Genomic DNA, 13,084 nt, shown 5'->3' on the forward strand with positions numbered 1-13,084 from the left:
ACCTAGCTTTCTCGTATCCGCTGTCCGGCGTCCGAGGTTTCTGTGACCGGCACCGGCGGCGCGCGGCGGAATCGAGGAATTTCCGCCGCGCGCCGTCATCCGGTGCAGAGATCTCTCACGGTTGCCGACTAGGCTTCGTCGCCTTCCTTGGCGTCCTGGCCCTCGAACTTCGGAGCGTTGCCGTAGCCGTAGCCGCCATAGCCGCCTTGGCCGGTGTGGTCGTCGGGCTTACCGCCGTAACCGTGGCCGTTGTGCTCCTCGGGCTTGCCGCCTTGTCCGTGGTCCGGCTTGCCGTGCCCACCCTGATGCTCATGGCCCGGCTTGCCGTGGTGTCCGGGGCCGCCATGGCCCGGGCCGCCGGGTTGGCCGCCCTGCTGACCCGCGACGTTTCCGGCGGTGTTGCCCGCCGTGTTCCCGGAGGTGACGTTGTTCCCCGCGGTGTTGCCCGCGGTGTTGCCCGCGGTGTTCCCCGCGGTGTTGCCCGCGGTGTTGCCGACGGTGCCGCCGCCGGTCGTGACGCTGGCGATGGGGCCGCCCAGGAGACCACCGCTGACCAGGCCGCCGCTGACCAGGCCTCCACCGGTCACCCCGGTCGTGGTGCCGGTCGTCGTGCCACCGGTCGTACCGGTCGGGCACGAGTTGAGGAAGATCCTGTTGGTGTCGAGTGTCACGGCGCCGTTGCGGGCCAGCGCACGGCCCTCGATGTTCGTGCCCGTGGTCACGTGGATGTCCGTCAGTGCCATGATGGTGCCGACGAAGGTCGAGTTGGTGCCCAGGGTGGCCGAACTGCCGATCTGCCAGTACACGTTGCACGGCGAGGCGCCGTTCGTCAGCAGCACTCGGCTGGAGGACGCCGTCGTCAGGGCTTCCGGAATCTGGAACACCCAGACGGAGTTCGGGTTTCCGCCGGCGTCCAGGATCAGGTCGCCGGTGAGTCCGACACCGGAGGAAGCGGTGTAGACGCCCGGGAGCAGCGTGGTGCCGTTGCCGATTCCCGCCGCGAGCGCGAAGTCCGTCGCCTGGCCGGCGGCGTTGTTGTACGCCGTGACCAGGTCGGACTTGGCCTGAAGCGCGACGGCGTCGGCGGCGTGCACGGCGCCGAGCACCTGGCCGGGCGGGAAGCCGGTGATGGCCGGGTTCGGGTGCGTCCCGAGGTCGTGGCTGATCACCGTGGCACCGGTGTTGGTGACTCCCGCACCGGCCAGGACGGAGAAGCTCGCGGCTGTGGCCAGCGGTACGGGGGTGGCGATGGCGACTGCCTGCGAGGGGGTCAGGACGACCATCGCGGCGGCGACCGTTGCAGCGAGGGCCGAGGCCAGCAAGCTGGGCAAGGTGCGGGGGTGAACCCGCTGAGGGATCTTCAGCTTCATCGAGAGGCCATTTTCTGTGGGGGCCGCGGCAAACCGGGCCTCATCAATTGCCCGGGGAGCCTTGATCTGGTCGGCATATTACGGAGCAATCGTCGGGCGGCAACGAAAAGCGGCGGAGAGTCGAGATCCCGAGAATTAAGCCCTCGAATGCGCGGCGAATATTGGAAAATTACTATTTTCGATTTTCCGAGGCCGATGGACAGAGGACTGGAAAATGACAACGTCACAGTCCGATTCGCCGAACCCCGCACCACGACGGCATGGCACATGATCAACGAGCCATGTCCCGTGGCAGCCTTCGGACTTGCAGGCGTGACGTGGTGACGTGGAACCGGAGGTACACACCGCGAGATGGTGGCGAACATCAATCCCACAGTCAGGAGGCGTCGTCTGGGGGCCGAACTGCGCAGGCTCCGCAAGGACAGCGGACTGACGAGCGCGCAGGCGGCCGAGCGGCTCATGGTCTCCCAGCCCAAGATCAGCCACATCGAGAACGGCCGCCGCGCCATCAAGCCCGGCGACGTACGCGACCTGTGCGCCCACTACGGAGTGACGGATCAGCAGGTCGTCGACTCTCTGCTGGACATGGCCCGGGAGTCCGCGGAGCAGGACTGGTGGAACGCCCACGGCGAGCACCCCCAGAGCCTCTACATCGGCCTGGAGACGGACGCCGCGTCGATCCACACGTATGAGCCCATGGCGATTCCCGGCCTGTTGCAGACCCCTGCGTACGCCCTCGCCGTCATCGAGGAAACGATCCCGCCGGTGACGGCCGAACAGGCCGCCGGCCGCCTCAAGGTCCGCCTGCGCCGTCAGCACCGGATCTACGACCCGGCCTCCCCGCTGCGTCTGTGGGTCATCCTGGACGAATCGACCCTGCACCGTGTCGTCGGCGGTCCCGAGATCATGCGCGAGCAGCTGGAGCACCTCGACGCACTCGCCGCCGAGCCGCACATCACCGTGCAGGTGATCCCGTACGCGGCGGGCGCCCACCCGGGACTCGCGGGCCAGTTCTCCATCCTGCGCTTCGCCGACGGTCCCCAGGCAGGGGTGGTGTACCTCAAGCGCTTCACCAGCGACCTCTACCTGGAAAGGGAATCGGACCTGCAGCGCTTCGGCATGATGTACGACCGCCTCCAGGCCGAGGCCCTCAGCCCCGACGGCACCCGCGACTTGATCAGCCGAGCCGTGAAGTCCCACATCGACGCGGCGTCGGGGCCCCGAGCCCACGAGGCAGGACGTCAGGGCCCTTCGTGACGCACACGGCGCCACGACTTGCCCGGCCTGGACCCCGCCGACGCGGCGAACGTGGCGCTCGCCGGACGACCGACGGCTAGACGGCGCCGGCGCGCAGGCGCGCCACCTGGCGGCCGCTGAAGTCCGCCGTCCGCCTCATGTGTCCGACGATCACCGCGAGCTGGTTGTCGTCCAGGTCGTCGAAGAGGGCGAACCAGCCGCCGCTGAGCCGCTGCCACATCCGCCCGAACTCGGCGACCTTCTCCGGCACGGTCGCCACCAGCACCTTGCGCCGGTCGGCCGCGTCCCGCTCGCGGACGACGTACCCCGCCTTCTCCAGCCGGTCCACCAGCCGCGTCGCCGACCCGGTCGTCAGGCCCGTCAGCTCGGCGATCCGGCCCGTCGTCACCGGCCCGCCCTCCAGCGTGAGCAGGTTCAGGCACTGCAGGTCGGTCGGGTGCAGCCCGATGTGGTCGGCGACGGCCTGGTTGAACAGGGCGTACGAGGCCATGTAGCGCCGTGAGACGGTGGACAGCTCGTCCAGCAGCCGCTCCCGTGCCGTTTCCGTCATGCCTCGCTCCTTCGTCTTCTGCGCCGCACAGAAATCGTACGACGCAGGCACCGGTGTCCGGCGTATGCCGCCCGCAGGCTCTGTGCCGGCGCCCCTAGAAGTAGTACTCGTCGCCCGTGTCCAGCACGAGCACCCGCTGCCGGTCGTTCTGCCGGTTCCGGTCGACCGTGCCGCCGCTCCACACCGTGTCCAACGCCAGCAGCACCTCCGACGGCGCCGCCCGCAGCCGTACCCGCAGAGCGATCTGCTCCCCCAGGCCGTCCGCCGGCAGCGCCCCCACCCGGCACAGCACCACCCGCGGCCCCGACCGCACACAGCCCGCCGCCAGCTCCTGCCGGTCCGCCAGCGCGGCCGACCAGCGCAGCCGCACCGTCACGTCCGGCGCGGCCGACGGCCCGTGGTTGCGCGGCGTGAACCGCACGCCGACCATGCCGTCCGCCATGGACACGGCACCGTGATAGGCGAGATCGGCCTCGGGACCGCCGGCCTCGACGGCACCGGCGGGAACCGCCGCCCCGCCGACCGCCGCCAGCGCCGCGAACCCCGCGAGAACCTTCCGCATACCCACTCCTCACTCCACGTGGCCCTACGCATGTATCCCCCGCGAGTCCCGGCCCAGGCGCCGTCCATCAGGTGACAGCGGGCGTGCGAGGCTGCCGTCATGCTCGTCGCCCGCTCCGCCACCCTGTTCGTCCTCGCCGCCGTCCTGGAGATCGGCGGCGCCTGGCTGATCTGGCAGGGCCTGCGCGAACACCGCGGCTGGCTGTGGATCACCGGGGGCGTCCTCGCCCTCGGCGCCTACGGCTTCGTCGCCACCTTCCAGCCCGACGCCCACTTCGGCCGCGTCCTCGCCGCGTACGGCGGCGTCTTCGTGGCCGGATCGATCCTGTGGGGAGTGGTCGCGGACGGCTACCGGCCGGACCGGTGGGACATCACCGGGGCGCTGATCTGCCTGGCCGGGATGGCCGTGATCATGTGGGCGCCGCGGAACGGCGGCTGACCCTCGCCTACGCTGGACGGCAGCCGACGCCCCGACCCACCCCAGGAGCCCCGCATGGCCACCGCACCGTCCGCCGCCTCCCGCATCGCCGTCGTGACCGGTGCGAGCAGCGGAATCGGCGCCGCCACGGCCCGGCAGCTCGCCGCGGCCGGCTACCGCGTGGTCCTCACCGCCCGCCGGGAGGACCGCATCGAGGCGCTGGCCAAGGAGATCAACGAGGCGGGCCACCAGGCCACCGCCTACCAGCTGGACGTCACCGACCGCGCGGCCGTCGACGAGTTCGCGACGGCGTTCAGGACGATCGGCGTCCTGGTCAACAACGCCGGCGGCGCCCTCGGCGCCGACCCCGTGGCCACCGGCGACCCCGCCGACTGGCGCACCATGTACGAGACGAACGTCATCGGCACCCTCAACGTCACGCAGGCCCTCCTGCCCAAGCTCGTCGCGAGCGGCGACGGCACGGTGGTCGTGGTCTCCTCGACGGCCGGCCACGGCACCTACGAGGGCGGCGCCGGCTACGTCGCCGCCAAGCACGGCGCCCACGTCCTCGCCGAGACCCTGCGCCTGGAGATCGTCGGACAGCCGGTCCGCGTGATCGAGATCGCGCCCGGCATGGTCAGGACGGACGAGTTCGCCCTCACCCGCTTCGGCGGCGACGCGCAGAAGGCCGCGAAGGTCTACGAGGGCGTGGCCGAGCCGCTGACCGCCGACGACGTGGCGGAGACCATCGCCTGGGCGGTGACCCGCCCCTCCCACGTCAACGTCGACCTCCTGGTGCTGCGCCCCCGCGCCCAGGCATCGAACACCAAGGTCCACCGGGAGTCACAGTGACCGACGACGCCGAGCGGCAGCGCCTCGCCCTGGAGAAGAAACGCGAACGCTACGTCTGGTACTACCTCGGCTACTTCCTCTTCGGCATCCACATCGTGGCGTTCGTGATGATCTACGCCGTGCTGCACGCGAAGTAGGCATAGAGTCACAGCCTGTGGACCGACACATACCATTCGAGGCGCTGCACAACTTCCGCGACCTGGGCGGCTATTCGACCCCCGCCGGCCACCGCGTCCGCCCCGGCCGCCTGTACCGCGCGGACTCCCTGGGCAAGCTGCGGCAGGGCACGCGGGACTGGTCCCGCCTCCTCTCCTTGGGCATCCGCACGGTGATCGACCTCCGCCACCCCTGGGAGGCCGAGAAGCGGGGCCGCGTCCCGGACGACGCCTCCTTCAGGTACCACAACCTCAGCATCGAGCACCGCCCGTACGACCAGCCGGCACTGGACCCCGACATCGATCCGGGCCCCTACCTGGCAGAGCGGTACATGGAGGTGGCGGAGGACGGCACGAAGGAGATCCGCCGAGCCCTGGAACTGATCGCGGCAGCGGCGGAGGCGTCCGAACCCCTGGTCTTCCACTGTGCGTCCGGAAAGGACCGCACGGGTCAACTGGCCGCGCTGGTCCTGGCTTTGCTGGGCATCCCGGACGAGACGATCATCGAGGACTACAGCCTCACCGAGCTGGCGACACCGGCGATGCTGGCGACCTGGACGGCCAGGGAGGGCCGCGCGCCGACCTGGCTGGGCTTCGGCCGCGCCCCGGCGGCGGTCATGCGCACCTTCCTCGCGTCCATGAAGGCACGCTACGGCTCGATCGAGACGTACGTGACGCGGGAACTCTGCATGGACGCGGACGCGTTGGCCGCCCGCCTGCGCGCATCCCTTCTGGAACCGCGCCCCACCACCTGGCCGCCCCCGACCTACCGCAGGGCGACCCCGGCCGACGCCACCACCCTGGTCCGCCTGCGCGACACGGCGGCCCTGTGGCAGCTGGCACGCGGCATCGACCAGTGGAAGCCGGGCGAGAAGGACGAGGCCCACTTCCGCACGCGCATGGAGGACGGTGAGGTCTGGCTGTCGTACGCGGGCCCCCATCTGACCGGCGCCTGGGAACTGTGGTGGCAGGACCGGGCGGCCTGGGGCGGACGCCCCGCGGACGCGGGTTACATCCACCGCCTGATGACGACCCCGCACACGGCTCCCCCGGGCACGGGCCGCGCGCTGCTGGCCGAAGCGGAATCCCGCATCACCGCCACAGGCCGCCCGTACGCCCGCCTGGACTGCCTGTCCTCCAACCCCCGACTCCGCGCGTACTACGAGTCGGCGGGCTACCGGGTGGTGGGAGAACAACCGGCCAAGACGGACGGCACGGGCAGCCCGTACGCGGTGACCCTGCTGGAGAAGCGGCTGAGCTGACTCAGCCCTTCACGCAGACGACCTGCTTCAGCTTCGCCACGACCTCCACCAGGTCCCGCTGCTGGTCGATGACCTGCTCGATCGGCTTGTAGGCGCCCGGGATCTCGTCGACGACGCCGGAGTCCTTGCGGCACTCCACGCCCCGCGTCTGCTCCTCCAGGTCCTTCGTCGAGAACCGGCGCTTGGCCGCGTTGCGGCTCATGCGCCGACCCGCGCCGTGGGACGCCGAGTTGAAGGCCTTCTCGTTGCCGAGGCCCTTCACGATGTACGAACCCGTGCCCATGGAGCCGGGGATGATCCCGTACTCGCCGGAGCCCGCGCGGATCGCGCCCTTGCGGGTGACGAGCAGGTCCATGCCCTCGTAGCGCTCCTCGGCCACGTAGTTGTGGTGGGCGCTGATCTCGGGCTCGAACGTCGGCTTCGCCTTGCGGAACTCCTTGCGGACCACGTCCTTCAGGAGCGCCATCATGATCGTGCGGTTGTACTTCGCGTACTCCTGCGCCCAGAACAGGTCGTTGCGGTACGCCGCCATCTGCGGGGTGTCCGCGACGAAGACGGCGAGGTCGCGGTCGACCAGGCCCTGGTTGTGCGGGAGCTTCTGGGCCACGCCGATGTGGTGCTCGGCGAGTTCCTTGCCGATGTTGCGCGAGCCGGAGTGGAGCATCAGCCAGACAGCACCGGTCGTATCGGTACACACTTCCACAAAGTGATTGCCCGACCCCAGGGTGCCCATCTGCTTCCCCGCGCGCTCATGACGGAACTTCACCGCCTCCGCGACCCCGCCGAAGCGCCCCCAGAAGTCGTCCCACCCGGCGGTGGCGAAGCCGTGCAGGCGGGCCGGGTCGACAGGGTCGTCGTGCATGCCGCGTCCCACCGGAATGGCCTGCTCGATCTTCGAGCGGAGCCGCGAGAGGTCGCCGGGGAGGTCGTTCGCCGTCAGCGACGTCTTCACCGCCGACATCCCGCACCCGATGTCCACCCCCACCGCCGCGGGACACACCGCCCCCCGCATCGCGATGACCGAGCCGACCGTCGCGCCCTTTCCGTAGTGGACGTCCGGCATCACCGCCAGGCCCTTGATCCACGGCAGGGTCGCGACGTTGCGCAGCTGCTGCAGGGCGACGTCCTCGACCGACGCCGGGTCGGCCCACATGCGGATGGGCACCTTGGCACCCGGTATCTCCACGTACGACATAACGTCCTCTTTCCCCCGAAAACATGACAGAAGTCTAGAATCGCAAAAGCCGCGTCATGATCAACGAAAGGGACATCGGACCGGCGTTCGCGGTGTTGCGTGCGATACACATTGTCTGCAGGGTGCGCCCCTGTGCGGCAAGCGAATAACCAGCGGGGACACTGGTAGTGATCGCCCGGACCCCACCGTCGAAGGGAGCCCGACCGTGCAGCGGAAGGCCTACGTAACCGGCGTCGTCGCGCTCCTCGCGGCGCTGTTGGCCGGCTGCACCGGCGGCCCGAAGGACACCGGCAGCACCGACGACGCGAACCCCGGCGGCGCCGGCACGGCGACCGCCGTGGCCCAGCCGGGCAAGTACGACACGCTCCCCGAGCCGTGCACCGCGGTCGGTCACGGCACGCTGGACTCGCTGCTTCCGGGCATCAAGCAGATCACGGACACCGAGCAGCGGGACAAGGCGTACGAGGGCGAGGCGACGCTGACGTACGACACGGACCGCAAGGCGGGTTGCCGTTGGAAGGTGGAGTCGTCCGACGCCACCGACCATCTCCTCGTCGACTTCGAGCGGGTGGTGTCGTACGACAACGCCGTGAGCGACGACGCCCAGGCGCAGGAGCTGTTCGCGAAGAAGGAGGAGGCGGCGGACCTTCCTCAGCCGCCGTCCGCGGACGCCTCCGCCACCGCCGATTTCAGCAACTCGCCCAGCTCGTCGCCGTCGTCGTCCGCACCGTCGTCGTCCGCACCGTCGTCATCCTCGTCGTCGTCCGCCTCGGCCTCCCCTTCCTCCTCCGCGACGCCCAGCAGCCTCCTGCCGCGCACGTTGTCGGATCTCGGTGACGAGGCGTTCGTGAACGACGTGGTGAGCGGGTCCGCTTCGACGGCTCAGCAGCGCACGGTGACTGTGGCGTTCCGCACGTCCAACGTGATCGTGACCATCGAGTACGAGGAGCAGCCGGCGACGGTCGGCACGGTCCCCGACAGCAAGGAAATGCAGGACAGGGCCCGGAATCTGGCCTCCAAGCTGGCGGACACGCTGGCCGGTTAGCCGGTGTTCGCCGGTCCCTCACACCTCTGCGCAAAGCCTTCGAAACAAAACCGCACAGGTTCCTCACCGCGTACCGTGGCCCCTCGGACCTGAACGCCGACCGCAGGAATCACGAGCGTCATGAGTGAAGGAACCATGCAGCGAGCAGCAGAGCGAGATCAGCGGAGCCAGCGAGCGAAGGGGCGTGGCCGCGTCCTTGTGTGCGCGGCGGCGGTGCCGGTGGTACTGCTGGTGGCCGGATGTTCCTCGGACTCCGGTTCCGGTGACAAGAGCGCCGGCAAGGGGTCGGCGGGTGGCGACACCGCCGCGTCCGCGGGCGCGAGCGCGTCTCCGACCGTGCAGGCGGCCGCGTACTCGAAGTTGCCGGACTCGTGCGGGGTGTTGTCGAAGAAGACGTTGACCTCGCTGGTGCCGAAGGGGGTCAAGTCCGGCAAGAAGGGCACGTCGAGCGATGCGGCGACGCGTGCGAGCTGCTCCTGGACCAGCCTGGACAACAACGGTGTGAAGGGCTCGCAGTTCCGCTGGCTGAACGTCTCGTTGCTGCGCTTCGACTCGGACGCCGCGCGCGGTGAGGGCAACCAGCTGGCGCACGAGTACTTCACGAAGCAGGTCAAGGACGCCCAGGCGGTCGAGGGCGCGAAGAACACCAAGTGGCAGACGGTCGCCGGGACGGGCGACGAGGCGACGCTGGTGCACTACGACCTGAAGAAGAAGGAGGGGTCCTTCAAGCAGCAGACGGTCGTGGCGCGGGTCGAGAACGTGGTCGTCACGGTCGACTACAACGGCGCCGGCCTGGCCGGTGAGAAGACCCCGGACGCGAAGGCCCTCGCGAAGCTGGCCGAGCAGGCGGCGAAGGAGGCGGTGGCCACGGTGTCGGCGGCGAACGGCGCCGGCGGCACGGGCTCGGGCACGGGTGCGGGCACGGCGAGCCCTTCGCCGTCGAAGTCGGCGTCGAAGTCCCCGTCGGCGTCCGCGTCGCCCTCGAAGGCCGCGAAGTCCGCTTCGGCTTCCCCTTCCTCCTCAGCGTCGAAGAAGAGCTAACCGTCACATCAGGACGTCAACCAGCAGCTCAGACGCGCTGTACGACGGAGCCCGGCCCCGTGCGGGGGTCGGGCTCCTGCCGTACCGGCAACACGTGCGGCGCACACATGTGCCACCCTGTTGCGCGCAACAACACGCAATGGGAGGGGAGTACGGGTGGCAGCGCCACTGCAGCTGACTCGGATGCACCGCGTTCTCATCGGCGTGGTCGTGACCGGCGCCGTGATCATCGCCGGCATCGGCTTCGCCGGTTCGTACGCGGCCGTCCGCGAGTTGGCCATCAAGAAGGGCTTCGGGAACTTCGCGTACGTGTTCCCGGTCGGCATCGACGCCGGTATCTGTGTCCTGCTCGCCCTGGACCTCCTCCTGACCTGGATCCGCATCCCGTTCCCGCTGCTGCGCCAGACGGCCTGGCTGCTGACGGCGGCGACGATCGCGTTCAACGGCGCGGCGGCCTGGCCGGACCCGCTGGGTGTGGGCATGCACGGTGTGATCCCGGTGCTGTTCATCGTGGCGGTGGAGGCGGCCCGGCACGCGATCGGCCGGATCGCGGACATCACGGCGGACAAGCACATGGAGGGCGTCCGCCTGACCCGATGGCTGCTCTCCCCCGTGCCGACGTTCCTGCTGTGGCGGCGCATGAAGCTGTGGGAGCTGCGCTCCTACGACCAGGTGATCAAGCTGGAGCAGGAGCGGCTGGTCTACCGGGCGCGCCTGCATTCGCGGTTCGGCCGGGCCTGGCGCCGGAAGGCCCCGGTGGAGTCGCTGATGCCGTTGCGGCTGGCCCGGTACGGCGTTCCGCTGGCGGATACGGCTCCGGCGGGCCTGGCCGCGGCGGGCATCGAGCCGGTCCTGCTCCCGCCGGCCCCCCAGTTCGAGGCCGCTTCGGCCGCGGGCGGTCGTGCCGCCGTGGCGGCGCCGGTCCCGCAGCGAGCGGCGCCCGTGGGCGAGCAGCGCCAGGAGCTGGCGGGCCCGCCCGTTGCCGAGCCCCCGTACGGCCAGCCGGAGCCGGAGGTGAGCCCGTGGCTGCACGCGCGCCCTCCGCAGCAGATCGAGTACCACGGCGGCTACGACCCGACCTACGACCCCTCGGACCAGTACGCCCAGTGGTACGAGGAGCAGCAGCAGGCGGACCAGTACCGCGAGCAGTTCGAGGAGGAGCCCCCGCTGCCCGGTCAGGAGCCCTCTCCGGAGGAGACCGGCACCTTCCCCATACCGGTGGGTCCGAACCGGACCCGCGAGCTGGGGGAGGGCGGCGGCACGCCGGAGCCCGCGGCGCCGACGGAGGAGGACTTCTACCAGGTCTTCAAGAAGTCGATAGACGGCAGCTATCCGACGGCCGGCCAGCTGCGCGGTGACGTCGAGGCGACGTACGGCGTCTCGCTGCCGCAGCGTGACGCGGAGCGCATGGTCAACCGTTTCACCAACCGCCACACGGCGGAGCTGCAGGAGGACCACATCGCCTAGCGCGTACGAGGAGCTGGTACGTGCGAGGATGGGGCGTCCGGTGCCAGGCACCGGACGCCCCATCCTCGTATGACGCGGGCTACTCGCCGAGCAGGCGTCGCACCCGCTCCTGGCCGACCGCGAGCAGCAGCGTGGGCAGGCGCGGGCCGGTGTCCCGGCCGACGAGCAGGTGGTAGAGCAGGGCGAAGAAGGTCCGCTGGGCGGTCTTGATCTCCGCGGGCAGCTCCTTGGGCGTGGCGTCGGCCGGGAAGCCGGCCTGCACCTTGGGCACGCCGTAGACGAGGTGGGTGAGCCCGTCGAGCGACCAGTGCTCGGCGAGGCCGTCGAGCAGCAGCCGCACGGACTGCTGGGACGCCTCGTCGAGGGACTTCAGCAGCTCGGCGTCCGGCTCCTCGCGCACGATGGTCCGCTGGTCGGCGGGGACGTGCGTGTTGATCCAGGCCTCGGCCTTGTCGTAGCGCGGCCGGGCCTCGTCGAGGGAGCCGAGCGGGTTGGCGGGGTCCAGGTCGCTGAGGATGCGCAGCGCCTGGTCCTCGTGTCCGGCGGTGATGTCCGCGACGGAGGCCAGGGTGCGGTACGGCAGGGGGCGCGGGGTCCTCGGCAGCTCGCCGGCGGCCGTGCCCACCGCACGCGCGTGCGCGGCGACGTCGGCCGGCAGGGCGCTGCCGTCGGCGACCTTGGCGTCCAGCTTGTCCCACTCGTCGTAGAGGCGCTGGATCTCCTGGTCGAAGGCGATCTTGAAGGACTGGTTGGGGCGGCGGCGGGCGTAGAGCCAGCGCAGGAGCTGCGGCTCCATGATCTTCAGGGCGTCTGCGGGGGTCGGCACGCCGCCCCGCGAAGAGGACATCTTCGCCATGCCGCTGATTCCCACGAAGGCGTACATGGGGCCGATGGGCTGCTTGCCGCCGAAGATCCCGACGATCTGCCCGCCGACCTGGAAGCTGGAGCCGGGGGACGAGTGGTCGACGCCGGAGGGCTCGAAGATCACGCCCTCGTAGGCCCAGCGCATCGGCCAGTCGACCTTCCAGACCAGCTTGCCGCGGTTGAACTCGTTGAGCCGGACGGTCTCGGCGAAGCCGCAGACGGTGCAGGAGTAGGTCAGTTCGGTGGTGTCGTCGTCGTACGAGGTGACCGTGGTGAGGTCCTTCTCGCAGTTGCCGCAGTACGGCTTGTACGGGAAGTACCCGGCGGAGCCGCCGCTGCCGTCGTCCTCGCCGGCCGCGCCCGAGCCCTCCGCGGCCTCCAGCTCGGCCTCGTCGAGAGGCTTCTGCTGCTGCTTGGCGGGGGCCTTCTTCGTCCGGTACTGGTCGAGGATGGCGTCGATGTCGCCGCGGTGCCGCATGGCGTGCAGGATCTGGTCGCGGTACACACCGGAGGTGTACTGCTCGGTCTGGCTGATCCCGTCGAACTCCACGCCGAGCTCGGCCAGCGACTCGATCATCGCGGCCTTGAAGTGCTCGGCCCAGTTCGGGTACGCCGACCCCTTGGGCGCCGGGACGGAGGTCAGCGGCTTGCCGATGTGCTCGGCCCAGGCGTCCTCGTCGACCCCGGCGATGCCCTTGGGCACCTTGCGGTAGCGGTCGTAGTCGTCCCAGGAGATGAGGTGGCGCACCTGGTGGCCGCGGCGGCGGACCTCGTCGGCGACGAGGTGCGGGGTCATGACCTCGCGGAGGTTGCCGAGGTGGATGGGGCCCGAGGGGGAGAGTCCGGACGCGACGACGACCGGTTTGCCCGGGGCCCGACGCTCCGACTCCTCGATGACCTCATCCGCGAAACGGGAGACCCAGTCGGTGGTCTCGGTGCTCTGAGCCACGATCGGCACGTCCTTCTTTCTGAACGGGTGACGCTCCATTGTCACAGACGGTCGTGCGACCGGGAAAACCGCTTTACCCCCCATGGGATACTGATTGG

At 70.1% G+C, this 13,084-nt stretch carries 13 protein-coding genes; 8 read left to right on the plus strand and 5 right to left on the minus strand.

Features of this window, described 5'->3' with window-relative positions:
- Positions 1–128: 128 nt before the first annotated feature.
- Positions 129–1,370, minus strand: coding sequence for an ice-binding family protein (locus tag ACQF4J_RS20885; RefSeq protein WP_351583146.1), 1,242 nt, complete (start codon positions 1,368–1,370; stop codon positions 129–131).
- Positions 1,371–1,721: 351 nt separating this feature from the next.
- Here ACQF4J_RS20885 and ACQF4J_RS20890 point away from each other — a divergent pair, with 351 nt between their 5' ends.
- On the plus strand, positions 1,722–2,627 hold the full coding sequence (locus ACQF4J_RS20890) for a helix-turn-helix domain-containing protein (protein ID WP_351583148.1): 906 nt from the start codon (positions 1,722–1,724) through the stop codon (positions 2,625–2,627).
- A gap of 76 nt (positions 2,628–2,703) precedes the next feature.
- Here the strand turns inward: ACQF4J_RS20890 and ACQF4J_RS20895 are convergent, their stop codons facing one another.
- Together ACQF4J_RS20895 and ACQF4J_RS20900 are read right to left on the minus strand one after the other, a co-directional pair.
- Positions 2,704–3,177: a MarR family winged helix-turn-helix transcriptional regulator gene (locus ACQF4J_RS20895; RefSeq protein ID WP_351583151.1), complete on the minus strand. Its 474-nt coding sequence runs from the start codon at positions 3,175–3,177 to the stop codon at positions 2,704–2,706.
- Between the two features lie 94 nt (positions 3,178–3,271).
- Positions 3,272–3,739, minus strand: a complete 468-nt coding sequence (locus ACQF4J_RS20900) for a hypothetical protein (protein WP_351583154.1) — start codon at positions 3,737–3,739, stop codon at positions 3,272–3,274.
- A 99-nt stretch (positions 3,740–3,838) separates the two neighbouring features.
- On the opposite strand from ACQF4J_RS20900, the gene ACQF4J_RS20905 reads away from it, so the two are divergent.
- From ACQF4J_RS20905 to ACQF4J_RS20920, 4 genes are read left to right on the plus strand one after another with little or no spacing between them, the layout of a single operon-like run.
- Complete coding sequence (locus tag ACQF4J_RS20905) at positions 3,839–4,177, plus strand: YnfA family protein (RefSeq protein ID WP_351583162.1); 339 nt, start codon at positions 3,839–3,841, stop codon at positions 4,175–4,177.
- Positions 4,178–4,231: 54 nt separating this feature from the next.
- Positions 4,232–5,008 (plus strand): SDR family NAD(P)-dependent oxidoreductase, encoded by a 777-nt coding sequence (locus ACQF4J_RS20910; RefSeq protein WP_351583165.1) that lies wholly within the window; start codon positions 4,232–4,234, stop codon positions 5,006–5,008.
- Complete coding sequence (locus ACQF4J_RS20915) at positions 5,005–5,145, plus strand: hypothetical protein (RefSeq protein ID WP_174267438.1); 141 nt, start codon at positions 5,005–5,007, stop codon at positions 5,143–5,145. The genes ACQF4J_RS20910 and ACQF4J_RS20915 overlap by 4 nt, the downstream gene beginning before the upstream one ends.
- Positions 5,146–5,162: 17 nt before the next feature.
- The gene (locus tag ACQF4J_RS20920; protein WP_427166465.1) at positions 5,163–6,425 is read left to right on the plus strand and encodes a tyrosine-protein phosphatase; all 1,263 of its coding nucleotides are present in this window, start codon (positions 5,163–5,165) and stop codon (positions 6,423–6,425) included.
- Between the two features lies 1 nt (position 6,426).
- Here the strand turns inward: ACQF4J_RS20920 and ACQF4J_RS20925 are convergent, their stop codons facing one another.
- Positions 6,427–7,620: an RtcB family protein gene (locus ACQF4J_RS20925; RefSeq protein WP_427166467.1), complete on the minus strand. Its 1,194-nt coding sequence runs from the start codon at positions 7,618–7,620 to the stop codon at positions 6,427–6,429.
- Between the two features lie 205 nt (positions 7,621–7,825).
- On the opposite strand from ACQF4J_RS20925, the gene ACQF4J_RS20930 reads away from it, so the two are divergent.
- The 3 genes from ACQF4J_RS20930 (at position 7,826) to ACQF4J_RS20940 (ending at position 11,173) form a co-directional block, all read left to right on the plus strand.
- The gene (locus ACQF4J_RS20930; protein WP_351806223.1) at positions 7,826–8,665 is read left to right on the plus strand and encodes a DUF3558 domain-containing protein; all 840 of its coding nucleotides are present in this window, start codon (positions 7,826–7,828) and stop codon (positions 8,663–8,665) included.
- Between the two features lie 135 nt (positions 8,666–8,800).
- Positions 8,801–9,706 (plus strand): DUF3558 family protein, encoded by a 906-nt coding sequence (locus ACQF4J_RS20935; RefSeq protein WP_351583181.1) that lies wholly within the window; start codon positions 8,801–8,803, stop codon positions 9,704–9,706.
- Positions 9,707–9,862: 156 nt separating this feature from the next.
- Entirely contained in the window at positions 9,863–11,173 is a 1,311-nt protein-coding gene (locus tag ACQF4J_RS20940; protein ID WP_351806220.1) for a DUF2637 domain-containing protein, read from the plus strand.
- A 79-nt stretch (positions 11,174–11,252) separates the two neighbouring features.
- On the opposite strand, the gene lysS is transcribed toward ACQF4J_RS20940, so the two are convergent.
- Positions 11,253–12,995 carry a lysine--tRNA ligase gene (lysS, locus tag ACQF4J_RS20945; RefSeq protein WP_351582640.1) on the minus strand — a complete coding sequence of 581 codons (1,743 nt, stop codon included), beginning with the start codon at positions 12,993–12,995 and terminating at the stop codon, positions 11,253–11,255.
- Positions 12,996–13,084 lie beyond the last annotated feature (89 nt).

It is taken from the genome of Streptomyces sp. C1-1 (genome assembly GCF_050214755.1).
In the GTDB taxonomy this organism is placed as follows: Bacteria; Actinomycetota; Actinomycetes; order Streptomycetales; family Streptomycetaceae; genus Streptomyces.

Bases quoted from the DNA above. Each gene is read 5' to 3' on its own strand.
- ACQF4J_RS20890 (WP_351583148.1), top strand. From the start codon at position 1,722: ATGGTGGCGAACATCAATCCCACAGTCAGGAGGCGTCGTCTGGGGGCC.
- ACQF4J_RS20925 (WP_427166467.1), bottom strand. From the start codon at position 7,620: ATGTCGTACGTGGAGATACCGGGTGCCAAGGTGCCCATCCGCATGTGG.
- ACQF4J_RS20910 (WP_351583165.1), top strand. From the start codon at position 4,232: ATGGCCACCGCACCGTCCGCCGCCTCCCGCATCGCCGTCGTGACCGGT.
- ACQF4J_RS20935 (WP_351583181.1), top strand. From the start codon at position 8,801: ATGCAGCGAGCAGCAGAGCGAGATCAGCGGAGCCAGCGAGCGAAGGGG.
- ACQF4J_RS20895 (WP_351583151.1), bottom strand. From the start codon at position 3,177: ATGACGGAAACGGCACGGGAGCGGCTGCTGGACGAGCTGTCCACCGTC.
- ACQF4J_RS20905 (WP_351583162.1), top strand. From the start codon at position 3,839: ATGCTCGTCGCCCGCTCCGCCACCCTGTTCGTCCTCGCCGCCGTCCTG.
- ACQF4J_RS20900 (WP_351583154.1), bottom strand. From the start codon at position 3,739: ATGCGGAAGGTTCTCGCGGGGTTCGCGGCGCTGGCGGCGGTCGGCGGG.
- ACQF4J_RS20885 (WP_351583146.1), bottom strand. From the start codon at position 1,370: ATGAAGCTGAAGATCCCTCAGCGGGTTCACCCCCGCACCTTGCCCAGC.